Origin of the sequence: Streptomyces sp. NBC_00490 (assembly GCF_036013645.1) — a bacterium.
GTDB lineage: Bacteria > Actinomycetota > Actinomycetes > Streptomycetales > Streptomycetaceae > Streptomyces > Streptomyces canus_F.
In genome coordinates this window covers 2,859,323-2,883,340 of sequence record NZ_CP107869.1, presented here as the reverse complement: position 1 = coordinate 2,883,340, position 24,018 = coordinate 2,859,323, and the positions used below count along the sequence as shown (strand labels likewise).

Here is a 24,018-nt window from a genome sequence, read left to right as displayed (position 1 = left end):
GAGTGACGGGGGCCTTACGTGGTGGCCACGGCTCTATGGGCACATGTCGGGAGACCGGACCGACGGATACCGGCCACCTGGTCGGCACGCCGGGACCCGAGGACGACGGAAGCCGTGAGCGCTTCGCCCCGCTGCCGTGCCCCGAAACGCCCTCGCCCGTATCACCGCGCCCGGATCACCTCCGACCCTTCGGCGGCCTCCCCGGCGGGGGAGGAGGCGGCGGTGGCGGCGGCGGACCGTCGTCGGGCGTGGACGGCTCGCGCCCCGAGGGCATACGCCGGGGCGGCGGCTCGATCGGACGCACCACGGTGGGAGCGCCGTACAGGTCGTCACCGGCCGGCGGCGACTCGTCGTCGCCCCCAGGCGGCGGCCCGGCAGACGGACCCACCTCACCCCGCCAGGCACCCTCACCGGGCCGCGCCCCCTGCCCCGGCGGTGCGGACGGCCGACCTTGCCCCGGAGGAGGCGCCCCAGGCCGCCAGCCGCCCTCGCCGGGTCGACCCCCGGGCCCGCCAGGCGGTTCGGAGGGCGAGCGGCCCTGCCCCGGAGGCCGCGTCCCGGCCTGCCAGGCACCTTCGGACGCCGGTGCGTCCTGCCCCGGTCGCCGGCGGCTCTCGCCGGGCGGGGCTCCTTGCCGGGCGCTCTGTCCTGGTCGATAGCTGCTCTCGCCGGGCTGGGGTCCTTGCCCTGGCGGTGGTTCGGAGGGCGAGCGGCCCTGCCCCGGGGGCCATGTCCCGGCCTGCCAGGCACCTTCGGACGCCGGTGCGTCCTGCCCCGGTCGCTGGCTGCTCTCGCCGGGTGGGGCTCCTTGCCCCGGAGGTTGTCCCGAGGGGGAGCGGCCCTGCCCCGGGGGGCGTGTCCCCGCCCGCCAAGCACCCTCGGTCGGCTGGGCGCCCCGCCCCGGTCGCCGGCTGCTCTCGCTGGGCGGAGCCCCTTGCCCCGGCGGCTGTCCCGAAGGTGAGTAGCCCTGCCCGGGGGGAGGTGTCCCCGCTCGCCTGCCGCCTTCCGCGGGCTGCGCCCCTCGCCCTGGCGGCACCCCGCCCGGTGGCCTCCCGCGTCGAGGTGGTCCCGCGTCGGACGGTCGCGCATCCTCGGGCTCCCGCAGCTCGTCCGGCACCTGCAGATACGGATTGGTCGCGGGGTTCGGCGGCCGGTACGGCGCACCCGGCGTGTACGGCCCGGACTCGCCACCCGCGGGCGTCGCCCCGGCCTCACCACCGCGCGGCGCGCCCCGGGAGTCACCCCTGTACGGATCCGCCTCCGACGCCCCCGCGTACGGATCCGCCTCCGACGCCCCCGCGTACGGATCCGCCCCCGACGCCCCCGCATACGGCGCCCCCCGCGAAGGCCCCGCATGCGGCGCCGACCCGGACTCACCCCGGTAGCGCCCGGACTCGCCCGGGTACCGTCCGGGCGCCCCCGGATACGCCCCCGCCCCGCCCGCATACGGCGGCTGCCCGGCGTCCGGCGCCCCGTTGCCCGGAGCCGCGCCCACGCCACTCAGTGCCAGCGGTGCCGCCCGGTTGCCCGCCGCCCCGGTCGCACGGGCGAGCAGCGCCCCGACGGCGCCCGCGCCCGCTCCCCACAGGGCGCCGAGGAGCAGCGCCATGCCGAGCTGCCCGTGGAGTTCGATACCGGCGCCGAATGCGTCGAAGCCCAGCACCGACAGCGAGGCGTTCACGGACACCTCCGTCATCCAGGCGAGCAACGGCAACGCCAACGCCGTCACGACCCCCAGCCGCAACGCACAGCGCCCGGCGAAACCGAGGGCACCCGGATCCCGTACCTGCGCACTCCCCGCGCCGCCCCCGGAGCCCCGTACCCCCACCGGCGTCCGCACCGCCGCCAGAACGCCCGCCAGCAGCAGCATCATCGCCGCCGCGACCCCCAGCAGCCACACCCGTCCGTCCAGCTCCGCGAGCTTCGACAGCGACACGGACTGGTCGCGCTCGGAGCTCAGGAGGTCGTCCAGGGGATCCGGGAGGAAACCGGCCAGCGGACCGGTCGCCCGGCCGTCCCACGGCACGAACAGGCCGATCGGGATGCCCAGCCACGTGCCGTTGGGCGTGCCCAGCAGCGCCGCGCCCGCGATCCGCTTCGGATGATCGTCGCCGATCGACGCGTACGCCGCCGCCGCGAGCCCCGCCGCCACGGCGACCAGCAGCACGGTCACGAGGGCGGACACCGCCGGGCGTACGACGCGATGCACCGCTTCCCAGCCGCGGGGCAACGGCGTGCGGCGCGAGGCGAGGAGCGCGATCAGCAGGACGCCGGCCGACCAGACCAGACCCCCGAGCAGCGTCGGCACCGTGTCCACCGTGAAGCCGACCGCCGCCTTCGCGTCGGCCAGGTCACCGAGCTGGTCCGGGAGCAGTCCACCGATGTCCCCGACATCGCCGAGGCCCGGAATCTCCAGACCCCCGCCTCCGCCACCGCCGCCGGGCAGGTCGTCGAGACCAAGCGCGCTGCCGTCGATCGTGATGACGTCGTGACCCGCCCAGGCCAGCCCGCCCAGCGTGGCCACGAAGAGCGCGACCACCACACCCGCGCGCGCGAGGAGTTCGGCCGGTGCGACGACAACTCCGGCCGCCCGTAAGGACCGTAGGAAAAACCATGACAAAAGGAGCGCACCGACCAGACTGACACCCAGTGGCGTGATCTCGATGGCCGTCGCGGCCTCCGCGCCCGTGAGCCCGAAAGCGGACACGTCGCCGGACGGTGTCACCGAACCACCCGCCCCGAGCGCCACTACCGCCGCGGTCATCGGGCCCAGCGATGCCGTCGAGTCGGCCTCCAGCAGATGCAGGCCGAGTGCGGCGACGCCCGCCATCCCGATCAACGCCCAGCTCACGGCGGCGATCGCGGACAGCAGGATGTCTCCCCACGGCATCTTCGAGCCGTGCTTGGTGGTGTCGACGCCCATGGACGTACTCATGGCAGACCCCCCGATCCGCGGTGCGGCGATCGCCGCGCATGTCCCCCTCGCGTGGATTACCACTCTCCGGGTCGGTTTCAACCCCGTCAACGGAACCGGTCGAAGCGTGTGTGCGTGGTCTTCACAAGGCCCGGCTTTCGGTCAGGGGGCAGAGCCTGAAATAGTTCCCGACGATGTTCGACATCCCTAGACTCCCTGTGTTGGGGGTAACTCGGGGGACTACTCATGGGGCATGGAGTGCCGGAACTCGTACTGGAATTGAATGGACGTACCTGGACGCTAGACGCGTCCAGGCCCTACACCCTCGGACGCGATCCGCAGGGTGACATCGTGCTCGACGACGCCAGGGTGTCCTGGAGGCACGCCACTATCAGCTGGAGCGGCCGTAGTTGGGTCATCGAGGACCACGGCTCCACCAACGGCACCTTCGTGCAGGGCCAGCGGATCCACCAGCTGGAGCTCGGCCCCGGCTCGGCGGTGCACCTGGGCAACGCGACCGACGGTCCGCGGGTGAGCCTCTCCGGCACCGCGGCCCCGGCCGCGCAGCCTCAGCAGCAGCCGTACGCGGCCCAGGGCGCTCAGGGCGGGGGAGCGCAGGCCGCTCCGGCGGCGAACCCCGGCTGGGCCCAGCAGGCTCCGCCGCACCAGCAGGCCCCGCAGGCCGGCTGGCAGCAGCCGCAGCAGCAGCCCTCTGCCGGGAAGGTTCCGCAGCAACAGGGTCCCGGCGTCGGCGCGGGGGCGCCGCCGGTCTACGGCGACCGCAGCCCGACCACGTTCCACCAGTTCTCGATCGGCCGCGTGATGCGGATCGGTCGTGCCCTGGAGAACGAACTGGTCGTCTCCGACCTGCAGGTCTCTCGTCACCACGCCGAGTTCCACTCGACGCCCGACGGGCGCATGGAGATCCGCGACCTCGGCTCGCACAACGGCACCTACGTCAACGGTCAGCCGATCGCCAAGGGCGGCTCGATCCTGCTCGGCCCGACGGACATCGTCGGCGTCGGTCACTCGACGTTCCGGATCGTGGGCGACCGTCTCGAGGAGTTCGTCGACACCGGTGAGGTCTCCTTCTCGGCCCGCCATCTGACCGTCACGGTCGACGGCGGCAAGCAGATCCTCAAGGACGTCTCCTTCGGCGTCCCGGAGAAGTCGCTGATCGCGGTCATCGGACCGTCCGGTTCCGGCAAGTCGACGCTGCTCAAGGCGCTGACGGGCTACCGCCCCGCCAACCAGGGCGACGTCCTCTACGACAACCGGAACCTCTACAAGCAGTTCGCCGAGCTGCGCCAGCGCATCGGTCTGGTCCCGCAGGACGACATCCTGCACAAGGAACTGACCGTCAAGAAGGCCCTCAAGTACGCGGCCAAGCTGCGCTTCCCCGCCGACACCACCGGCGCCGAACGCAACGCCCGTATCGACGAGGTGCTGCGCGAGCTGAAGCTGGACATCCACAAGGAGAAGAAGGTCACCTCCCTCTCCGGTGGCCAGCGCAAGCGCGTCTCCGTGGCACTGGAGCTGCTCACCAAGCCGTCGCTGATCTTCCTGGACGAGCCCACCTCGGGCCTCGACCCGGGCATGGACCGCGATGTCATGCAGCTGCTGCGCGGCCTCGCCGACGACGGCCGTACGGTCCTCGTCGTCACCCACTCGGTGGCCGAGCTGGCGATCTGCGACAAGCTCCTCGTGATGGCTCCCGGCGGTGCGGTCGCCTACTTCGGCCCGCCCGAGGAGGCGCTGAACTTCTTCGGCTACGACACCTGGGCCGATGTCTTCTCCGCCTTCGAGAACTACCGCGACTACGACTGGGCGGGACGCTGGAAGGGCTCGCAGCACTACCAGATGTACGCCGCGGACATCGACGCGATTGCGCCGCAGTCCGTACAGATGCCGCCGATGCAGGCGATGAGGCCGCCGAAGCCGCAGGGCTGGGGATCGCAGCTCGGCACGCTGATCCGGCGCTATGTGTCGGTCATCGCCTCCGACAAGGGCTTCCTGGCGCTGACGGTGATCCTGCCGGCGGTGCTCGGCGCGGTGAGCCTGCTCATCGAGCCGGACAAGACACTGCTGGTGAACAAGCAGCTGGGTCCGAACGGACTGCCCATCCCCAACAGCACGGCCGCCACCGTGCTGCTGATCCTCGCGGTCGGTGCCTGCTTCGCGGGTGCCGCGAACTCCGTCCGCGAGCTGATCAAGGAGCGGGTCATCTATGAGCGGGAGCGCGCGACCGGCCTGTCGCGTTCCGCCTACCTGATGTCCAAGGTGATCGTCCTGGGTGTCATCACGGCACTCCAGGGCGCCATGGTCGGCGTGATCGGCTTCTCCAGCCGGACGATCCCCGACGAGTCGCTGATCTTCGGCAGCGGCAAGGCGGCCGTCATGCTGGAGCTCTCGATTCCGATCATGGCGCTCGGCTTCACCGCGATGATGTTCGGCCTGGTCATCTCCTCGCTGGTGAAGACCGCCGAGAAGACCATGCCGCTGCTGGTCATGTTCGCGATCATCCAGGTCGTCTTCACCGGCTGCCTGTTCCCGCTGCACGGCAACGTGGGCGTGAACGAGCTCTCGTACCTGATGCCGTCGCGCTGGGCGGTCGCCGCGTCCGGCGCCACGCTGGACTTCAACAAGATCAACCCGCACAACACGACCGACACGGATCCGCTCTGGAACCACGAGGCTGCGGCGTGGGGTCTGGACATGCTCGTCCTGCTCGCCCTCGGCGCCGTCTGCGCCTACTTCGTGGCCCGCTTCCTGCGCCGCCACGAGCCCGAGGTCATGCGCAAGTAGTCGCGTTCGTACGACGCCGAAGGGCGGCACCCCGGTGAGGGTGCCGCCCTTCGGCGTGCTTCGCCTTGTGCAGGCGTACGAGAGGTCCGCGCGGCCTCAGTACGCGCTGTTGACGTTGTCGATCGAGCCGTACCTGTCGGCGGCGTAGTTGGCGCTGGCGACGATGTTGGCGACCGGGTCGTACTGGCTGAAGGGGGTGCCGGAGACGTGGTACGCGTCGAAGGTCGGCTTGATGATCTGCAGCAGACCGATCGACGGGGTGCCGTTGACGGCGTTGACGTCCCAGTTGTTGATCGCGTTCGGGTTGCCCGAGGACTCCCGGATGATGTTGCGGTACAGACCGTTGTAGGTACCCGGGATGCCCTTGGACTTCATGATGTCCAGGGACTCCTTGATCCAGCCGTCGAGGTTGTTGGCGTAGGACTTCGGAGCGGCGGCCTTGACCACGGCGCGCTTGGCGGACCGGCTCGCGGCCTCCTTCGCCTTGCGCGTCTGCTCGGCCTTCTTCTTGGCCGCGGCCTCGGCGGCCGCCTTCTTCTTCGCGGCAGCCTCGGCGGCGGCCTTGGCGGCTGCCTTCTTCTTCGCGACGGCCTCGGCGGCCTGGCTCTGCAGGCTGACGCCGGCGAGCTGCTCGGTCACGTCCGACCGCAGCCCCTTGAGCTGCTCGGAGCTGTACGCGACCTTCGCCGAGGAGGCGGCCTCGCTCGTGGTCGTCTCCGCGTTGCCGGGAACCGCGGAGAACGCGAGGGCGGCGGCACCGAGCGTGGCGACACCGGCGATGGCGACCTTGTGGCGCTTGGTCAGCGCGCGACTGTGGCTCTTCTTGGACATGCGGATGGACCTCTTCGAATAGCGCGGAGGTCGCTCCTCGTCCGGCGGGGGGCACCGGTGCTTCCGGCACCCGGTACTTCCGGCACGAACGCCGCGGGCGGGACCCGCGGCGCTGAGCGACGGCTGCCATTCTTAGCGGTCGCAAAAATGTGTGGCAAAGGTGTGACGTACGATCCCGGGTAGTGGATCGGGGAAGGGCAAAACGGGACAGATCGGAGCGTCTTCCCCGCTCACCGCGGGCCGGTTTATCTCCTATGCACCTTCGTACGTGATGTGCGCCCTATGCGCGGGCTCACATCGGAGGCTTGGCGGTCTCACCGGCAGTTGCGCCAGCAATGCTCTGCGTGAGGGCCCTCCTCCGGGAGGAGGAGATGGACGTCCCCGAACTCGTGCCACAGGTACCGCCCCCGCAGCGCCTCCGCGTAGGCGCGGTCGATCGCCGCCCGTCCGGCCACCGCCTCCAGCATCAGCAGATGCGAGGCCTCCGGCTCGTGCAGCCCGGTCAGCAGCCCGTCCACCGCACGCACCCCGCGCTCCGGGGTCACCACGAGGTCCGTCCACCCTGCACGCGCGCGTACGGCCCCGTCGGCGCCGGTCGCCGACTCCACGGCCCGGACGGCGGTCGTCCCGACGGCGATCACCCGGCCGTCCCCCGCCTTCACGGCGTTGATCAGCCGCGCCGACGCCTCCGGCACCGCGAACCGCTCCGGATACGGCGCCTCGTGCACCTCCCCAGAAGCCACCCCGGTATGCAGCGTCACCGGCGCGAACTGCACCCCGCGGCTCACCAGCTCCGCCACCAGCCGCGCCGTGAAGGGCCGAGCGGCACTCGGCATCTCCGCACTGCCGTTCCCGTCGGGGGAGGGCAGCGCGAACACCGTCTGATAGACGGAGAGGGGCTGGTCGCGCTCGGTGTAGGAGTAACGGATCGGCCGCCCGTACTCCCGCAACAGCCCGACGATCCGGGCTCCGCCCCCGGCCCCCGGCACCCGCGCCCACCACAGCCGCCCGCTCGCCGCGCTCAGCGGCTCCTCCAGCCGCAGCCGCACACCCCCGGGCAACCGCACCTCCGTACCCGCGGGGCCACCCGCACGCGCACGCGTGGTGCCCCGCTCGTCGGGATCCCGCAGCTCGACCGCCCACCGTCCGTCGTCCCCGCGCGTGGAGAAGTGCACCACCACGCGCGTGTGCCCGACCCGCCCGTCCACGGCCGCGGCGAGCGTCGGCGACGTGTTGACGACGAGCAGGTCCCCGGCGCGCAGCACCCGCGGCAGCTCCGTGAAGGCGTGGTGCGACGCCTCGGTACCGCGCGACACGAGCAGCCGTACGGCGTCCCGGTCCAGCCCCGGCCCACGCTGCTCGACCGGGATCCGGGCGGACAGCTCCTCCGGGACGCGCAGGGCCGTCGTCATCGCCCCTCCACCAGCGCGGGCGCGGTGTACCGGCCGCTCGCCGGCCGCTCGTCCAGCAGCCGCAGGAAGCCGGGGACCACGTCGGCCGGGTCGGGCCGCGGCTCGTCGTCGTCCGGTACGGCCGCCGCGTACAGCTCCGTGGCCATGTCCCCGGGGTCGACCGCCCAGACCCGCAGCCCGGGCTCCTCCTCGCCCAGTACCGCCACGAGGTGGTCCAGGGCCGCCTTCGACGCCCCGTAGCCGCCCCAGGTCTCGTAGGCCTCGGCGGCCGCGTCCGAGCTGACCGCGATCACCGCCCCGGCGCCGGACGCCCGCAGCAGCGGCAGCGCCTCCTGGACCAGGCCCAGCGCGGCCACGACGTTCACCTCCAGCGCCCGCCGCAGCCCTTCCAGGGGCAACGCGTCCAGCCGTACGAGCGGCTCGGCGCCCAGCGCGCTGGCATTGCTCACCACCAGATCGACCCCGCCGAACAGCCGCGCGGCCGCCACCAGCCCGGCCCGGTGCCCGGCGTCCGTGACGTCCCCCGGAAGTGCCGTCACGCGCCCGCCGTACTTCTCCAGCCCCTCGGCCGCCTCCCGAAGGGCCTCGGCGCCTCTGGCGTCGAGCACCAGATCCCAGCCGCGCGCGGCCAGCGCCTCGGCGAGCGCCCGCCCCAGCCCCTTCGAGGCCCCCGTGATGATCGCTACCGACATGACCATGTCCCCTCGCCGTTTCCGACGCCTTCCGATCGGCGTGCTCCCACCGTAGGAACCGGACCGCCCCGGCCGCGTCGGACGCGGGTCGCGAGACGGCGGGGCCCTTTGCCCTAGGCCCAGCGCCCTAGGCGGGCGCCGCCACAGGTCCGATACGGACTGTCACAGCCCGCCGGTACCGTGAGGACATGAGTCAAGGACCCAGGTCCGGCCTCGCAGCGGTGAGCTCCGCGCTGCTGGCCATGAGCAGGCATCTCGAGGTGCGCGACGTCCTCAAGACGATCGTCGCCTCGGCCCGTGAGCTGCTCGACGCGCAGTACGCGGCGCTCGGCGTCCCGGACGACCACGGAGGCTTCGCCCAGTTCGTGGTCGACGGCGTCAGCGACCGGCAGTGGAAGGCCATCGGCCCGCTCCCGCGCCAGCACGGCATCCTCGCCGCGATGCTGCAGGAGGCGAAGGTCGAGCGCCTCGCCGACGTGCGCAAGGACCCCCGCTTCGAGGGCTGGCCCGCGGCCCACCCCGACATGTCCGACTTCCTGGGTCTGCCCATCCGCGACGGCGACGAGGTCATCGGCGCCCTCTTCCTGGCCAACAAGAACTGCCCGAAACCGGACGGCAGCTGCGGCTTCACCGCGGAGGACGAGGAACTGCTCTCCATCCTCGCCCAGCACGCCGCGATCGCCCTGACCAACGCCCGGCTGTACGAGCGCAGCCGCGAACTGACCATCGCCGAGGAACGCTCCCGCCTGGCACACGAACTGCACGACGCGGTCGCCCAGAAACTCTTCTCCCTTCGCCTCACCGCCCAGGCCGCCGCCGCCCTCGTCGACCGCGACCCCTCACGCGCCAAGGGCGAGCTGCAACAGGTCGCCGCGCTCGCCGCCGAGGCCGCCGACGAACTGCGCGCCGCCGTCGTGGAGCTGCGCCCCGCGGCCCTCGACGAGGACGGCCTCGTCGCCACCCTCCGCACCCAGGTCCACGTCCTCGACCGCGCCCACACCGCACACGTGACCTTCGACAGCTGTGGCGTCCGCGCCCTGCCCGCCTCCCAGGAGGAGGCCGTCCTGCGGGTCGCCCAGGAGGCCCTGCACAACGCCCTGCGGCACTCCGGAGCCGAACACGTCGACGTGACACTGGCCCGGCGCGACGGCGGAGTCGTGCTGCGGGTCACCGACGACGGCAGCGGCTTCGACCCGCAGCAGACCCGCCGCGCGGGCCGTCACCTCGGACTGGTCTCCATGCGGGACCGGGCCGGCGGGGTCGGCGGCGCGCTGACCGTGGAATCGGCGCCCGGCAAGGGCACCACGATCGAGATGGAGGTCCCTGGTGGCTGACGCAATCAAGGTGCTGCTCGTCGACGACCACCAGGTGGTCCGCCGCGGACTGCGTACCTTCCTCGAAGTGCAGGACGACATCGAGGTCGTCGGCGAGGCCGCCGACGGCGCCGAAGGAGTCGCCCGCGCCGAGGAACTCAAACCCGACGTCGTCCTCATGGACGTCAAGATGCCGGGCATGGACGGCGTCGACGCGCTGCGCAAGCTCCGCGAACTGAACAACCCCGCGCGCGTGCTGATCGTCACCAGCTTCACCGAACAGCGCACGGTGGTCCCGGCGCTGCGCGCGGGCGCCGCGGGGTACGTCTACAAGGACGTCGACCCCGACGCCCTCGCCGGCGCCATCCGCTCCGTCCACGCCGGGCACATCCTGCTCCAGCCGGAGGTCGCGGGGGCGCTGCTCTCCCAGGAGGAGGCCAACAACGGCCAGGGAAGAGGCGGCTCGCTCACCGAACGCGAGCGTGAGGTCCTCGGCCTGATAGCGGACGGCCGCTCGAACCGCGAGATCGCCCGCGCCCTCGTCCTGTCCGAGAAGACCGTCAAGACCCATGTCTCGAACATCCTGATGAAACTCGACCTGGCGGACCGCACGCAGGCCGCTCTGTGGGCGGTACGTCATGGAGTGACCGGTTGATCCATGGGACCCATGGCAACTCGGAGGGTTCCGCTCCGGACTGAGATTCATACCGTCGTGGGAATGTCCCCCGGATGGCGCATCCTTCGTGGATCTCCGCCGTTCTCCAGTGCGTGCTGCGGCGACTGCCGCGGCAATCGCTAGGAGGGGCTCAGAAGTGAAGAACCTGAAGAAGGTAGCGGCCGTGACGATGGTGGCCGGCGGGCTGGTCGCCGCCGGTGCCGGTATGGCCTCCGCCACCGACGGCTCGCACGCCGACGGCAAGGCCGTCGGCTCGCCCGGCGTCATCTCGGGCAACCTCGTCCAGGCCCCGGTGCACGTTCCGGTGAACGCGGTCGGCAACAGCGTGAACGTCATCGGTGTGCTGAACCCGGCGTTCGGCAACCTGGGCATCAACCGCTGACCTCCGCCACGGAGCGGCAGTGACCTCCGGCCTCCCAGGCACTCACTCCTGGGGGGCCGGTCAGTTTGTCGGCCCAATGACCCGAACGGGCACTCGCGGTCCCCTTTCCGTACCGTTCCCCCACGCTTCCGCGTTGATCAGCGCACGACCCGCGGCCGGGTCGGATACGCAAACGCAGGAGGAACGCTTCTCATGAACATCGCCAAGCAGGCTGCCGTGGCCCTCACCGTCGCCGGTATCGCCACGGGTGCCGCCGCCGGTGCCGCTGTCGCCGACGCGGGTGCCGACGGCGCGGCCGTGAAGTCGCCGGGCGTCGTCTCGGGCAACCTGGTCCAGGTCCCCGTCCACGTCCCCGTCAACGTCGTCGGCAACGCCGTCGACGTCATCGGCCTGCTCAACCCCGCCTTCGGCAACCAGGGCGTGAACGACTGACGTCGGCTCCGACCGACGAGGGCTCCGCGAATCAAGGGCGATTCGCGGGGTCCTTTGTCGTGTTCGCACCTCACGTTGCTCAGCGCAGCCCCGCGATCAGTCGTGCACCCGCCCCGCCGCACCCGCTACCGCACGCCCCGCTCCCGCTCCTCCACATACGCGTTGTACGCGGCGACCTGTGCCCGCCGAGCCGTCCGCTCGACAGGCCGCAACGCCTCGGAGCGCGCCGCCATCTCGCCGGCGCTCACCGCACCGCCCGGCCCGTTCTCGTAAGCCACGGAGATCAACAACCCCACCCGCTGTGCAAGCTCCAGCACCCGCACCGCCCGCGGCGGATACCCCGGCGCCAGCACCTCCCGCCCCCGCTCGGACCGAGCCCGGTACGCCTCGATCGCCGCCGCGGCCACCGGCCCCGACCCGGCCACGTCCAGCCGCGTCAGCACATCCGTCGCCTCCCGCAACGCCTCCGCGAGCTCCCGCTCGGCCTCGCCCAGGGAGGGCACATCCGCGGGCGGCGCCTCCCGCACCGGAAGCACGTGCCACATCACCTCGACATGCACATCGCCGGACGGCCCGGCCTCGTACACCTCCGGCACCAACCCGAGCGCGGCCCCGTGGCAGATCACCGCCTCCTCGGCCTCCAGCGCCCGCGCGTTGAACTCCGGCGGCCCACTCAGCCCGAGCGGATGTCCGGGCGCCGGCAGCGCGATGCGCAACCCCGTCACGCCGAGCGTCCGCAACCGCCCGAGCGCGAGTGTGAGACCGACGGGCGCCGACTCGCCCGGCAGCCCCTCCACCCGGTGCACAGCGTCCTCACCCACCATCGCGAGCACGGCGTCGTCAGGCGACACAAGTCCGGCAAGAAGGCCATTTCCCCAAGCGGCGAGGCGTCCAGAGCGTGGTTCCGAGAGCATCCCCCCACCCTAAGGACCGGACCGATGGAATGGACCGGCCGACCGGTGGCGTAGATTTCGTCGAGGGCTGCGCTCAAACGCGCACGCGACAGCCGAGACGCCGAACCGGTCAGACTGCAAGGGGAGACAACGCGCTCATGAGCGATGTTCTGGAGCTTGAGGACGTATCCGTGGTCCGTGAGGGCCGGGCTCTGGTGGACCAGGTCTCCTGGTCGGTCAAGGAGGGCGAGCGCTGGGTCATCCTCGGCCCCAACGGCGCCGGCAAGACCACCCTCCTGAACGTCGCCTCCAGCTACCTCTACCCCACCAAGGGCACCGCGACGATCCTCGGCGAGACCCTCGGCAAGCCCGGCACCGACGTCTTCGAGCTCCGCCCGCGCATCGGCGTGGCCGGCATCGCCATGGCCGACAAGCTCCCCAAGCGCCAGACCGTCCTGGAGACCGTGCTGACGGCCGCGTACGGCATGACGGCCACCTGGCAGGAGGACTACGACGAGATCGACGAGCAGCGCGCCCGCGCCTTCCTCGACCGTCTCGGCATGAGCGACTACCTGGAGCGCAAGTTCGGCACGCTCTCCGAGGGCGAGCGCAAGCGCACCCTCATCGCCCGCGCCCTGATGACCGACCCCGAGCTGCTCCTCCTCGACGAGCCCGCAGCCGGCCTCGACCTCGGCGGCCGCGAGGACCTCGTACGCCGGCTCGGCCGCCTCGCCCGCGACCCGATCGCCCCCTCGATGCTGATGGTCACCCACCACGTCGAGGAGATCGCCCCCGGCTTCACCCACGTCCTCATGATCCGCCAGGGCCAGGTCCTCGCCGCGGGTCCGCTGGAGCTCGAACTCACCTCCCGCAACCTCTCCCTCTGCTTCGGCCTCCCGCTCGTCGTCGAGCAGGTCGGCGAGCGCTGGACGGCACAGGGCCTGCCGCTGTCCTGAGCCCTTCTCACCTTCGCGGCAAGGGAGTTCACGGGTAAGAAGCCCGTGCAGACCCCCACTGCGCCCTGTCCGCGGCGGGACCTGCGGAACTACCATGACCATGTGAACGACATCGACGCATGGGTGTGGTGGCTCATCGGCGCGGCAGGGTTGGGCATCCCGCTCGTGGTCACAGCCATGCCGGAGTTCGGAATGCTCGCCGTCGGCGCCGTCGCGGCCGCGATCATGGCCGGACTCGGCTTCGGCATGGTGGTCCAGGTCCTCGCCTTCGTGGTCGTCTCGGTGGCCCTCATCGCCGTCGTACGACCCGTCGCGGCGAGGCATCGCTCACAACGGCCCCAACTCGCCACAGGTATCGAGGCGTTGAAGGGAAAGCAGGCCGTAGTGCTGGAGCGCGTAGACGGCACCGGCGGTGGCCGGATCAAGCTCGCCGGAGAGGTCTGGTCGGCCCGCGCTCTCGACACCGACCATGCCTACGAAGTAGGCCAGGAAGTGGACGTCGTGGATATCGAGGGGGCCACGGCGATCATCATGTGACCTCGCACGATGCAAGTGGCGCGAACACCCCACGAGGTACACGACGGTCTGTCAGACTCGACCATCAAGATCTTCAACAAACATAAGATCTTCCGAAAGCGCCGAGGCGGAGAGAGGTACGGGGAAGCGACGATGGAACCGGTCATCATCGTTTTGATCATTCTGGTGGTGTTGGTCTTCATCGCCTTGATCAAGACCATCCAAGTCATCCCACAGGCCAGCGCCGCGATCGTCGAGCGCTTTGGCCGCTACACGCGGACACTCAACGCGGGCCTCAACATCGTCGTCCCGTTCATCGACACCATCCGCAACCGCATCGACCTGCGTGAACAGGTCGTCCCGTTCCCGCCGCAGCCGGTGATCACCCAGGACAACCTGGTCGTCAACATCGACACAGTCATCTACTACCAGGTGACCGACGCGAGGGCCGCGACCTACGAAGTAGCCAGCTACATCCAGGCAATTGAGCAGCTGACGGTCACCACGCTCCGCAACATCATCGGCGGCATGGACCTCGAACGCACCCTGACCTCCCGCGAGGAGATCAACGCGGCCCTGCGCGGCGTCCTCGACGAGGCGACGGGCAAGTGGGGCATCCGGGTCAACCGCGTGGAGCTGAAGGCCATCGAGCCCCCGACCTCCATCCAGGACTCGATGGAGAAGCAGATGCGCGCCGACCGTGACAAGCGCGCCGCGATCCTCACGGCGGAGGGCACGCGCCAGGCGGCCATCCTCACCGCCGAGGGTGAGAAGCAGTCCCAGATCCTGCGCGCGGAAGGCGAGGCCAAGGCCGCGGCCCTGCGCGCGGAGGGCGAAGCCCAGGCCGTCCGCACGGTCTTCGAGGCCATCCACGCCGGCGACCCCGACCAGAAGCTCCTCTCCTACCAGTACCTCCAGATGCTCCCCAAGATCGCCGAAGGCGACGCCAACAAGCTCTGGATCGTCCCCAGCGAGATCGGCGACGCCCTCAAGGGCCTCTCCGGCGCCATGGGCAACTTCGGCAACCTGGGCGGCGGTTCAGGAGGCGGCGGCCAGGGCAACGGCGGATCGGAACGCCGGGAGAAGCCGTCGATCGACTGACGCGAAAGTCGTTGTACGACAATGGGGCTCCCTTCGTAACGAGGGGAGCCCCAAAGTCTTTGGCTTTTCAGCGGCGCGGGGAACTGCGCGACAAGCCACGACGAACGCGCACCCGCATCCGAACTGATCCCGGCAGACGCTCAGGCGCTACGCGGCATCCCGAGCCAACCAGTCAGGCAGCGCCTGAAACTCCTCGCTCCCCAGCGACAGCAACATCGCATCCGCAGGACTGGGCTCGAACGGCGCCCGCAGCAACGGCATACCCGCCTGCTCCGGAGTCCGGTCCGCCTTACGGTGATTGTCCTCCGCGCAGGAAGCCACCGTGTTCAGCCAGGAGTCCTGACCACCCTGCGCCCTCGGCACCACGTGGTCCACCGTCGTCGCCCTGCGCCCGCAGTAAGCGCACCGGTGCCGGTCCCTGATCAGTACACCCCGCCTCGACCACGGTGCTTGTCTTCGGAACGGCACCCGCACGTACCTGCACAGCCTGATCACCCGGGGCGCCGGTATGTCGACCGCGGCTCCGCGCATGCGCAGTTCGGGGTGGGACTGCTCGACGACGGCCTTGTCCTGAAGCACCAGAACGACGGCGCGGTTCAACGTCACCGTCGACAGCGGCTCGAAGCTCGCGTTCAGCACCAACGTGTCCCGCATGACCAGCCCACCTCCCGTGTGCACCCGCCCACCCCTCGGCGGACTGGGATCAACTCTGGCCGGGCACGCCGAGATGGACAACGAAATAAAAGTGCCCGCCCCTGATCACTTCCAAGACCAGGGGCGGGCAAACGTTCCACGAACGGTGGGCTCGTTCAGCTCTGTTCGGGGATCTCGTACTCACCGATCAGCTGCGCACGCGCGATCGTGTGGAACCTCAGATTGAAGCCCACGAAGGCGGGAGAGGCGTCGGCATCCGGCCCGAGCTTCTCCTGGTCGACCGCGTACACCGTGAAGACGTACCGGTGCGGTCCGTCCCCAGGAGGCGGCGCGGCCCCACCGAAGTCCTTGCTGCCGTAGTCGTTACGTGCCTGTACGGCACCCTCGGGCAGCCCTTCGAACTTGCCGCTGCCCGCGCCCACCGGCAGCTCGGTCACCGAGGCCGGAATGTCGAACAGCACCCAGTGCCAGAACCCGCTGCCCGTCGGCGCGTCGGGGTCGTAGCAGGTCACGGCGAAGCTCTTGGTCTCCGGCGGGAAGCCCTCCCACCGCAGCTGCGGCGAGGTGTTGCCCGCCGCGTACACCTGGGCTTCCTTGAGTGTCGCCCCTTCCTCGATGTCCTCGCTCGTCACCGTGAACGACGGGACGGGCGGGTGGAAGTCATGGGGGAGAGGCCGCCGCTTCAGCTCGGTCACCTCGGTACCTCCTGATCGATCTACGGAATCAGCAGTTCCGAGCCTAGAACCAGTTGCGCTTGCTGCCGACCTCGGACAGCCACTGGTTGAGGTAGGCCGCCCAGTCGGTGCCCTGGTGGTCGTGCAGACCCACCTGGAAGGAACGGAACGTGTCGCTGCCCTCGCTGAAGAGCCCCGGCTTCTTGTCCATCTCGAGCACGACGTCCATCGCGTTCTGATCGGCCACGAAGCTCAGCTCGACCTGGTTGATACCGCGGTACTGCTGCGGCGGGAAGAACTCGATCTCCTGGTAGAACGGCAGCTTCTGCCGCGTACCCCGGATGTGACCGCGCTCCATGTCCGCGTTCTTGAACCGGAAGCCCAGCTGGATGAAGGCGTCGAGGATCGCCTTCTGCGCGGGCAGCGGGTGCACGTTGATCGGGTCCAGGTCACCGGAGTCCACCGCACGCGCGATCTCCAGCTCCGTGGTCACACCGATGTGCATACCGCGCAGCGGCTGACCGTCGATCGTCGTGATCGGCGTCTCCCACGGGATCTCAAGCCCGAACTGCACCGCGTGCACGGCGTTCGCCTTCAGCTCGAAGGCACCGCCGAGCCGCTGCTTGGTGAACTCGATGTCCTGCTTGTACTCCTGGTCGCCGCTCTCGACCTCGACCTTGGCCTGCAGCCCGACCGACAGCCCCTCGATCTGCTGGTCCACGGACCCACCCTGGATCCGCACCTCGCCCTGGACGACACCACCCGGAACGACATTGCCCTCGGTCAGTACCGTCTCGACCGAAGCCCCGCCGGCCCCCAGGCTCGCGAGCAGCTTCTTGAACGCCATGACTCTCCCTCTTACGTCGTCCTGCTTCTTGTGCGTGGATCCTTGATCCATACAAACGCGATCCGGCCGTGGCCGGTTCCGCGTCCTCACCCTTGCAAGGCGAACGCCCCCTGACCACCCCGTGGCAGCCACCCGTCTGCACTACCCTCGGACGGCATGATCGCGACCCCCGACCGTACGCCCCTGCCACGCGAGTTCTTCGACCGGCCCGTGCTGGAAGTCGCCCCCGACCTCCTGGGCCGCATCCTCGTACGCACCACCCCGGACGGTCCGATCGCCCTCAGACTTACAGAGGTGGAGGCCTACGACGGTCAGAACGACCCCGGTTCCCACGCCTATCGCGGCCGCACGGCCCGCAATGACGTGATGTTCGGCCCGCCCGGTCATGTGTACGTCTACTTCACCTACGGCATGTGGCACTGCATGAACCTGGTGTGCGGTCCGGACGGCTGGGCGAGCGCGGTCCTGCTCCGCGCCGGCGAGATCGTCGAGGGCGCCGAGCTCGCCCGTAAACGTCGACTCTCGGCCCGAAACGACAAGGAACTGGCCAAAGGCCCCGCCCGCCTGGCCACAGCACTGGACGTGGCCCGTCCCCTGGACGGCACGGACGCGTGCGCCGTGGGCGACACCCCGCTGAGGGTCCTTGCCGGTACCCCGATCGCCCCCGACCAGGTACTCAACGGTCCCCGCACCGGGGTGTCCGGCGACGGGGGCGTCCACCCCTGGCGCTTCTGGGTCGCCAACGACCCGACGGTGAGCCCTTATCGGGCCCATACGCCGAGGCGTCGGTCAAGTTGACGCGCCCTTGCGGGGTGCGTAATGTAGCCCGAGCCGCTTGAACCGGGTACTGCGTTCGTCAGCAGCCGGAGGCGGCCAAACCACTACCTACGACTTCCTCTCAGCGAGGGTCAATTCGGCGTGCCTGCATGCCTGAATTCGAACTCGCGGAACTCGATTATGAGTTGCCGAGCGGATGGGCTAACGTAGTGAATGTCGAAAGGCCGACAGGCGAAAGCCCAAATCCCTAGACAATCCCAACCGACAGGGAATCGGACGCCGAAAGGGTCTGATAGAGTCGGAAACGCAAGACCGAAGGGAAAAGCCCGGAGGAAAGCCCGAGAGGGTGAGTACAAAGGAAGCGTCCGTTCCTTGAGAACTCAACAGCGTGCCAAAAATCAACGCCAGATTAGTTGATACCCCGTCTCCGGCCGTCATGGTCGTAGATGAGGTTCCTTTGAAGAAAAACACAGCGAGGACGCTGTGAACCATCGGCTTATTCCGCCGGTGGTTCCGCTCTCGTGATGTGTGCACCCGATTACGGGTAAACATTCACGGAGAGTTTGATCCTGGCTCAGGACGAACGCTGGCGGCGTGCTTAACACATGCAAGTCGAACGATGAACCACTTCGGTGGGGATTAGTGGCGAACGGGTGAGTAACACGTGGGCAATCTGCCCTTCACTCTGGGACAAGCCCTGGAAACGGGGTCTAATACCGGATACCACTACCGCAGGCATCTGTGGTGGTTGAAAGCTCCGGCGGTGAAGGATGAGCCCGCGGCCTATCAGCTTGTTGGTGAGGTAATGGCTCACCAAGGCGACGACGGGTAGCCGGCCTGAGAGGGCGACCGGCCACACTGGGACTGAGACACGGCCCAGACTCCTACGGGAGGCAGCAGTGGGGAATATTGCACAATGGGCGAAAGCCTGATGCAGCGACGCCGCGTGAGGGATGACGGCCTTCGGGTTGTAAACCTCTTTCAGCAGGGAAGAAGCGAAAGTGACGGTACCTGCAGAAGAAGCGCCGGCTAACTACGTGCCAGCAGCCGCGGTAATACGTAGGGCGCAAGCGTTGTCCGGAATTATTGGGCGTAAAGAGCTCGTAGGCGGCTTGTCACGTCGGGTGTGAAAGCCCGGGGCTTAACCCCGGGTCTGCATTCGATACGGGCTAGCTAGAGTGTGGTAGGGGAGATCGGAATTCCTGGTGTAGCGGTGAAATGCGCAGATATCAGGAGGAACACCGGTGGCGAAGGCGGATCTCTGGGCCATTACTGACGCTGAGGAGCGAAAGCGTGGGGAGCGAACAGGATTAGATACCCTGGTAGTCCACGCCGTAAACGGTGGGAACTAGGTGTTGGCGACATTCCACGTCGTCGGTGCCGCAGCTAACGCATTAAGTTCCCCGCCTGGGGAGTACGGCCGCAAGGCTAAAACTCAAAGGAATTGACGGGGGCCCGCACAAGCAGCGGAGCATGTGGCTTAATTCGACGCAACGCGAAGAACCTTACCAAGGCTTGACATACGCCGGAAAGCATCAGAGATGGTGCCCCCCTTGTGGTCGGTGTACAGGTGGTGCATGGCTGTCGTCAGCTCGTGTCGTGAGATGTTGGGTTAAGTCCCGCAACGAGCGCAACCCTTGTCCTGTGTTGCCAGCATGCCCTTCGGGGTGATGGGGACTCACAGGAGACCGCCGGGGTCAACTCGGAGGAAGGTGGGGACGACGTCAAGTCATCATGCCCCTTATGTCTTGGGCTGCACACGTGCTACAATGGCAGGTACAATGAGCTGCGAAACCGTGAGGTGGAGCGAATCTCAAAAAGCCTGTCTCAGTTCGGATTGGGGTCTGCAACTCGACCCCATGAAGTCGGAGTTGCTAGTAATCGCAGATCAGCATTGCTGCGGTGAATACGTTCCCGGGCCTTGTACACACCGCCCGTCACGTCACGAAAGTCGGTAACACCCGAAGCCGGTGGCCCAACCCCTTGTGGGAGGGAGCTGTCGAAGGTGGGACTGGCGATTGGGACGAAGTCGTAACAAGGTAGCCGTACCGGAAGGTGCGGCTGGATCACCTCCTTTCTAAGGAGCACTTCTTAGTCGGTCCTTCGGGACAGGCTCAGAGACCATTACGCAGGCAAATGTTCTGCGGTGGTTGCTCAAGGGTGGAACGTTGATTATTCGGCACTCTCAGTCATCTCGGGCTGCAAGTACTGCTCTTCGGAGCGTGGAAAGCTGACCAGAGTGGCGAGGGTGTCGGGCACGCTGTTGGGTGTCTGAGGGAATGAACCCCCTCGACGCCGGCCCCAGTGAACTCCAGCTCAGGTTGGGGGTGATGGGTGGCTGGTCGTTGTTTGAGAACTGCACAGTGGACGCGAGCATCTGTGGCCAAGTTTTTAAGGGCGCACGGTGGATGCCTTGGCACCAGGAACCGATGAAGGACGTGGGAGGCCACGATAGTCCCCGGGGAGCCGTCAACCAGGCTTTGATCCGGGGGTTTCCGAATGGGGAAACCCGGCAGTCGTCATGGGCTGTCACCCATACCTGAACACATAGGGTATGTGGAGGGAACGCGGGGAAGTGAAACATCTCAGTACCCGCAGGAAGAGAAAACAACCGTGATTCCGGGAGTAGTGGCGAGCGAAACCGGATGAGGCCAAACCTACGACGTGTGAGACCCGGCAGGGGTTGCGTCGTGGGGGTTGTGGGATCTCTCTTTCACAGTCTGCCGGCTGTGAGACGAGTCAGAAACCGTATGGATAGGCGAAGGACATGCGAAAGGTCCGGCGTAGAGGGTAAGACCCCCGTAGCTGAAATCTGTACGGCTCGTTTCAGAGACACCCAAGTAGCACGGGGCCCGAGAAATCCCGTGTGAATCTGGCGGGACCACCCGCTAAGCCTAAATATTCCCTGGTGACCGATAGCGGATAGTACCGTGAGGGAATGGTGAAAAGTACCGCGGGAGCGGAGTGAAATAGTACCTGAAACCGTGTGCCTACAAGCCGTGGGAGCGTCGCTGTATGTGCTTGCACATACAGTCGTGACTGCGTGCCTTTTGAAGAATGAGCCTGCGAGTTTGCGGTGTGTTGCGAGGTTAACCCGTGTGGGGAAGCCGTAGCGAAAGCGAGTCCGAATAGGGCGATTTAGTAGCGCGCTCAAGACCCGAAGCGGAGTGATCTAGCCATGGGCAGGTTGAAGCGGAGGTAAGACTTCGTGGAGGACCGAACCCACCAGGGTTGAAAACCTGGGGGATGACCTGTGGTTAGGGGTGAAAGGCCAATCAAACTCCGTGATAGCTGGTTCTCCCCGAAATGCATTTAGGTGCAGCGTCGTGTGTTTCTTGCCGGAGGTAGAGCACTGGATAGGCGATGGGCCCTACCGGGTTACTGACCTTAGCCAAACTCCGAATGCCGGTAAGTGAGAGCACGGCAGTGAGACTGTGGGGGATAAGCTCCATGGTCGAGAGGGAAACAGCCCAGAGCATCGACTAAGGCCCCTAAGCGTACGCTAAGTGGGAAAGGATGTGGAGTCGCACAGACAACCAGGAGGTTGGCTTAGAAGCAGCCACCCTTGAAAGAGTGCGTAATAGCTCACTGGTCTAGTGATTCCGCGCCGACAATGTAGCGGGGCTCAAGCGTACCGCCGAAGTCGTGTCATTCATACAATAGGGCCAACGCCCGTATGGATGGGTAGGGGAGCGTCGTGTGCCGGGTGAAGCCGCAGCGGAAGCTAGTGGTGGACGGTTCACGAGTGAGAATGCAGGCATGAGTAGCGATACACACGTGAGAAACGTGTGCGCCGATTGACTAAGGGTTCCTGGGTCAAGCTGATCTGCCCAGGGTAAGTCGGGACCTAAGGCGAGGCCGACAGGCGTAGTCGATGGATAACCGGTTGATATTCCGGTACCCGCTGTGAAGCGTCAAACATCGAACCCATTAATGCTAAGGCCGTGAAGCCGTTCCGGACCCTTCGGGGAATGGAAAGTGGTGGAGCCGCCGAACCACGGTGGTAGTAGGTGAGTGATGGGGTGACGCAGGAAGGTAGTCCATCCCGGGCGGTGGTTGTCCCGGGGTAAGGGTGTAGGCCGAGTGGTAGGTAAATCCGCCGCTCATCAAGGCTGAGACCTGATGCCGAGCCGATTGTGGTGAAGTGGATGATCCTATGCTGTCGAGAAAAGCCTCTAGCGAGTTTCATGGCGGCCCGTACCCTAAACCGACTCAGGTGGTCAGGTAGAGAATACCGAGGCGTTCGGGTGAACTATGGTTAAGGAACTCGGCAAAATGCCCCCGTAACTTCGGGAGAAGGGGGGCCATCACTGGTGATCCGATTTACTCGGTGAGCTGGGGGTGGCCGCAGAGACCAGCGAGAAGCGACTGTTTACTAAAAACACAGGTCCGTGCGAAGCCGTAAGGCGATGTATACGGACTGACGCCTGCCCGGTGCTGGAACGTTAAGGGGACCGGTTAGTCAAGATTCGTCTTGGCGAAGCTGAGAACTTAAGCGCCAGTAAACGGCGGTGGTAACTATAACCATCCTAAGGTAGCGAAATTCCTTGTCGGGTAAGTTCCGACCTGCACGAATGGCGTAACGACTTCTCGACTGTCTCAACCATAGGCCCGGTGAAATTGCACTACGAGTAAAGATGCTCGTTTCGCGCAGCAGGACGGAAAGACCCCGGGACCTTTACTACAGTTTGATATTGGTGTTCGGTTCGGCTTGTGTAGGATAGCTGGGAGACTGTGAACTCTGGACGCCAGTTCAGGGGGAGTCGTCGTTGAAATACCAGTCTGGTCGTGCTGGATGTCTAACCTGGGTCCGTGATCCGGATCAGGGACAGTGTCTGATGGGTAGTTTAACTGGGGCGGTTGCCTCCTAAAGAGTAACGGAGGCGCCCAAAGGTTCCCTCAGCCTGGTTGGCAATCAGGTGTTGAGTGTAAGTGCACAAGGGAGCTTGACTGTGAGACCGACGGGTCGAGCAGGGACGAAAGTCGGGACTAGTGATCCGGCGGTGGCTTGTGGAAGCGCCGTCGCTCAACGGATAAAAGGTACCCCGGGGATAACAGGCTGATCTTCCCCAAGAGTCCATATCGACGGGATGGTTTGGCACCTCGATGTCGGCTCGTCGCATCCTGGGGCTGGAGTCGGTCCCAAGGGTTGGGCTGTTCGCCCATTAAAGCGGTACGCGAGCTGGGTTTAGAACGTCGTGAGACAGTTCGGTCCCTATCCGCTGCGCGCGCAGGAATATTGAGAAGGGCTGTCCCTAGTACGAGAGGACCGGGACGGACGAACCTCTGGTGTGCCAGTTGTTCTGCCAAGGGCATGGCTGGTTGGCTACGTTCGGGAGGGATAACCGCTGAAAGCATCTAAGCGGGAAGCCTGCTTCGAGATGAGTATTCCCACCCCCTTTGAGGGGTTAAGGCTCCCAGTAGACGACTGGGTTGATAGGCCGGATCTGGAAGCACGGTAACGTGCGGAGGTGACCGGTACTAATAGGCCGAGGGCTTGTCCTCAGTTGCTCGCGTCCACTGTGTTAGTTCTGAGGCAACGACTGTTGCCGGCTTAGAGCAGAACGCATAACAGAAAAGTGTGCTTGTTCGCTCGAAACCATTAGGGTTTCGGTGGCCATAGCGTGAGGGAAACGCCCGGTTACATTTCGAACCCGGAAGCTAAGCCTTACAGCGCCGATGGTACTGCAGGGGGGACCCTGTGGGAGAGTAGGACGCCGCCGAACAATCTTTGGAAGGACCCCTGGTCCCAGCGTTCAGCTGGGACCAGGGGTCCTTTTGTTTTTACAATGTTTGCAGTACCGAGATTTGCAGTACCGAGACAGGAGTCACCCATGTCCACCAACTCTCCCGACGACCGACCGGAGCGCGACCAGCGGCGACGGGACAGTGGTGACCGCAACGATCGCGGTGACCGTGGCGGATACCGCGGCGGTGACCGCGGTAACGACCGGGGCGGCGACCGTGGGCCCCGTCCGGCGTTCCGCCGGGACGACAACCGTGGCGGCGACAACCGCGGTGGCGACAACCGTGGCGCTGGCTACCCCCGACGCGACGACCGTGGCGACCGCGGTGGTTTCCGCCGTGATGACAACCGCAGTAGCGACAACCGTGGCGGCGACAACCGCGGTGGTGGCGGCTAC

General features: G+C 67.2%; 17 protein-coding genes and 3 rRNA genes. 12 read left to right on the top strand and 8 right to left on the bottom strand.

The window, feature by feature from the left end:
- Nucleotides 1-175: 175 nt before the first annotated feature.
- Nucleotides 176-2,935, bottom strand: a complete 2,760-nt coding sequence (locus OG381_RS12925; protein ID WP_327716247.1) for a streptophobe family protein — start codon at nt 2,933-2,935, stop codon at nt 176-178.
- Between the two features lie 225 nt (nt 2,936-3,160).
- Here OG381_RS12925 and OG381_RS12920 point away from each other — a divergent pair, with 225 nt between their 5' ends.
- The gene (locus OG381_RS12920) at nt 3,161-5,719 is read left to right on the top strand and encodes an ABC transporter ATP-binding protein/permease (RefSeq protein ID WP_327716246.1); all 2,559 of its coding nucleotides are present in this window, start codon (nt 3,161-3,163) and stop codon (nt 5,717-5,719) included.
- A 96-nt stretch (nt 5,720-5,815) separates the two neighbouring features.
- Here OG381_RS12920 and OG381_RS12915 read toward each other — a convergent pair whose 3' ends face one another.
- From OG381_RS12915 to OG381_RS12905, 3 genes are all read right to left on the bottom strand, one after another.
- Nucleotides 5,816-6,550: a transglycosylase SLT domain-containing protein gene (locus OG381_RS12915; RefSeq protein ID WP_327716245.1), complete on the bottom strand. Its 735-nt coding sequence runs from the start codon at nt 6,548-6,550 to the stop codon at nt 5,816-5,818.
- A 314-nt stretch (nt 6,551-6,864) separates the two neighbouring features.
- Nucleotides 6,865-7,962, bottom strand: coding sequence for an S-adenosylmethionine:tRNA ribosyltransferase-isomerase (locus tag OG381_RS12910; RefSeq protein WP_327716244.1), 1,098 nt, complete (start codon nt 7,960-7,962; stop codon nt 6,865-6,867).
- Nucleotides 7,959-8,654, bottom strand: a complete 696-nt coding sequence (locus OG381_RS12905; RefSeq protein WP_327716243.1) for an SDR family NAD(P)-dependent oxidoreductase — start codon at nt 8,652-8,654, stop codon at nt 7,959-7,961. Before OG381_RS12905 ends, OG381_RS12910 begins: the two co-directional genes overlap by 4 nt.
- 188 nt (nt 8,655-8,842) lie before the next feature.
- Here OG381_RS12905 and OG381_RS12900 point away from each other — a divergent pair, with 188 nt between their 5' ends.
- The 4 genes from OG381_RS12900 to OG381_RS12885 all read left to right on the top strand — a co-directional run bounded on the left by OG381_RS12900 (nt 8,843) and on the right by OG381_RS12885 (nt 11,457).
- Nucleotides 8,843-9,988, top strand: coding sequence for a GAF domain-containing sensor histidine kinase (locus OG381_RS12900; RefSeq protein ID WP_327716242.1), 1,146 nt, complete (start codon nt 8,843-8,845; stop codon nt 9,986-9,988).
- Nucleotides 9,981-10,622 carry a response regulator gene (locus OG381_RS12895; RefSeq protein WP_307032607.1) on the top strand — a complete coding sequence of 214 codons (642 nt, stop codon included), beginning with the start codon at nt 9,981-9,983 and terminating at the stop codon, nt 10,620-10,622. The genes OG381_RS12900 and OG381_RS12895 overlap by 8 nt, the downstream gene beginning before the upstream one ends.
- Nucleotides 10,623-10,779: 157 nt before the next feature.
- On the top strand, nt 10,780-11,025 hold the full coding sequence (gene chpE, locus OG381_RS12890) for a chaplin ChpE (RefSeq protein ID WP_307032609.1): 246 nt from the start codon (nt 10,780-10,782) through the stop codon (nt 11,023-11,025).
- Nucleotides 11,026-11,217: 192 nt separating this feature from the next.
- Entirely contained in the window at nt 11,218-11,457 is a 240-nt protein-coding gene (locus tag OG381_RS12885; RefSeq protein WP_327716241.1) for a chaplin, read from the top strand.
- Nucleotides 11,458-11,582: 125 nt separating this feature from the next.
- Here the strand turns inward: OG381_RS12885 and OG381_RS12880 are convergent, their stop codons facing one another.
- Nucleotides 11,583-12,371, bottom strand: a complete 789-nt coding sequence (locus OG381_RS12880; protein ID WP_327716240.1) for a hypothetical protein — start codon at nt 12,369-12,371, stop codon at nt 11,583-11,585.
- 137 nt (nt 12,372-12,508) lie between these two features.
- Here OG381_RS12880 and OG381_RS12875 point away from each other — a divergent pair, with 137 nt between their 5' ends.
- From OG381_RS12875 to OG381_RS12865, 3 genes are all read left to right on the top strand, one after another.
- A complete protein-coding gene (locus tag OG381_RS12875; protein WP_307032614.1) occupies nt 12,509-13,306 on the top strand; it encodes an ABC transporter ATP-binding protein in 798 nt (265 codons plus the stop codon).
- A gap of 102 nt (nt 13,307-13,408) precedes the next feature.
- Nucleotides 13,409-13,843 (top strand): NfeD family protein, encoded by a 435-nt coding sequence (locus OG381_RS12870; protein ID WP_327716239.1) that lies wholly within the window; start codon nt 13,409-13,411, stop codon nt 13,841-13,843.
- 132 nt (nt 13,844-13,975) lie between these two features.
- On the top strand, nt 13,976-14,923 hold the full coding sequence (locus OG381_RS12865) for an SPFH domain-containing protein (RefSeq protein ID WP_046257770.1): 948 nt from the start codon (nt 13,976-13,978) through the stop codon (nt 14,921-14,923).
- 147 nt (nt 14,924-15,070) lie between these two features.
- Here OG381_RS12865 and OG381_RS12860 read toward each other — a convergent pair whose 3' ends face one another.
- From OG381_RS12860 to OG381_RS12850, 3 genes are all read right to left on the bottom strand, one after another.
- The gene (locus OG381_RS12860) at nt 15,071-15,577 is read right to left on the bottom strand and encodes an HNH endonuclease (protein ID WP_327716238.1); all 507 of its coding nucleotides are present in this window, start codon (nt 15,575-15,577) and stop codon (nt 15,071-15,073) included.
- A 155-nt stretch (nt 15,578-15,732) separates the two neighbouring features.
- Nucleotides 15,733-16,272, bottom strand: coding sequence for a YbhB/YbcL family Raf kinase inhibitor-like protein (locus OG381_RS12855; RefSeq protein WP_327716237.1), 540 nt, complete (start codon nt 16,270-16,272; stop codon nt 15,733-15,735).
- A gap of 43 nt (nt 16,273-16,315) precedes the next feature.
- Nucleotides 16,316-17,098 (bottom strand): sporulation protein, encoded by a 783-nt coding sequence (locus OG381_RS12850; protein ID WP_327716236.1) that lies wholly within the window; start codon nt 17,096-17,098, stop codon nt 16,316-16,318.
- Between the two features lie 156 nt (nt 17,099-17,254).
- Here OG381_RS12850 and OG381_RS12845 point away from each other — a divergent pair, with 156 nt between their 5' ends.
- From OG381_RS12845 to rrf, 4 genes are all read left to right on the top strand, one after another.
- Nucleotides 17,255-17,896, top strand: coding sequence for a DNA-3-methyladenine glycosylase (locus tag OG381_RS12845; RefSeq protein WP_327716235.1), 642 nt, complete (start codon nt 17,255-17,257; stop codon nt 17,894-17,896).
- A gap of 530 nt (nt 17,897-18,426) precedes the next feature.
- Nucleotides 18,427-19,952: ribosomal RNA gene (locus tag OG381_RS12840) — 16S ribosomal RNA — on the top strand.
- 304 nt (nt 19,953-20,256) lie between these two features.
- Nucleotides 20,257-23,380: ribosomal RNA gene (locus OG381_RS12835) — 23S ribosomal RNA — on the top strand.
- Between the two features lie 104 nt (nt 23,381-23,484).
- Nucleotides 23,485-23,601 (top strand): 5S ribosomal RNA (gene rrf, locus OG381_RS12830).
- The 16S, 23S and 5S rRNA genes sit together here, the layout of an rRNA operon.
- Nucleotides 23,602-24,018: the final 417 nt, after the last annotated feature.

What these genes read in the sequence shown, in the direction of transcription:
- OG381_RS12850 (WP_327716236.1), bottom strand. Translation starts at nt 17,098, where the DNA reads ATGGCGTTCAAGAAGCTGCTCGCGAGCCTGGGGGCCGGCGGGGCTTCG.
- OG381_RS12925 (WP_327716247.1), bottom strand. Translation starts at nt 2,935, where the DNA reads ATGAGTACGTCCATGGGCGTCGACACCACCAAGCACGGCTCGAAGATG.
- OG381_RS12880 (WP_327716240.1), bottom strand. Translation starts at nt 12,371, where the DNA reads ATGCTCTCGGAACCACGCTCTGGACGCCTCGCCGCTTGGGGAAATGGC.
- OG381_RS12865 (WP_046257770.1), top strand. Translation starts at nt 13,976, where the DNA reads ATGGAACCGGTCATCATCGTTTTGATCATTCTGGTGGTGTTGGTCTTC.
- OG381_RS12860 (WP_327716238.1), bottom strand. Translation starts at nt 15,577, where the DNA reads ATGCGGGACACGTTGGTGCTGAACGCGAGCTTCGAGCCGCTGTCGACG.
- OG381_RS12900 (WP_327716242.1), top strand. Translation starts at nt 8,843, where the DNA reads ATGAGTCAAGGACCCAGGTCCGGCCTCGCAGCGGTGAGCTCCGCGCTG.
- OG381_RS12920 (WP_327716246.1), top strand. Translation starts at nt 3,161, where the DNA reads ATGGGGCATGGAGTGCCGGAACTCGTACTGGAATTGAATGGACGTACC.
- OG381_RS12915 (WP_327716245.1), bottom strand. Translation starts at nt 6,550, where the DNA reads ATGTCCAAGAAGAGCCACAGTCGCGCGCTGACCAAGCGCCACAAGGTC.
- OG381_RS12875 (WP_307032614.1), top strand. Translation starts at nt 12,509, where the DNA reads ATGAGCGATGTTCTGGAGCTTGAGGACGTATCCGTGGTCCGTGAGGGC.
- OG381_RS12905 (WP_327716243.1), bottom strand. Translation starts at nt 8,654, where the DNA reads ATGTCGGTAGCGATCATCACGGGGGCCTCGAAGGGGCTGGGGCGGGCG.
- OG381_RS12910 (WP_327716244.1), bottom strand. Translation starts at nt 7,962, where the DNA reads ATGACGACGGCCCTGCGCGTCCCGGAGGAGCTGTCCGCCCGGATCCCG.
- OG381_RS12885 (WP_327716241.1), top strand. Translation starts at nt 11,218, where the DNA reads ATGAACATCGCCAAGCAGGCTGCCGTGGCCCTCACCGTCGCCGGTATC.
- OG381_RS12845 (WP_327716235.1), top strand. Translation starts at nt 17,255, where the DNA reads ATGATCGCGACCCCCGACCGTACGCCCCTGCCACGCGAGTTCTTCGAC.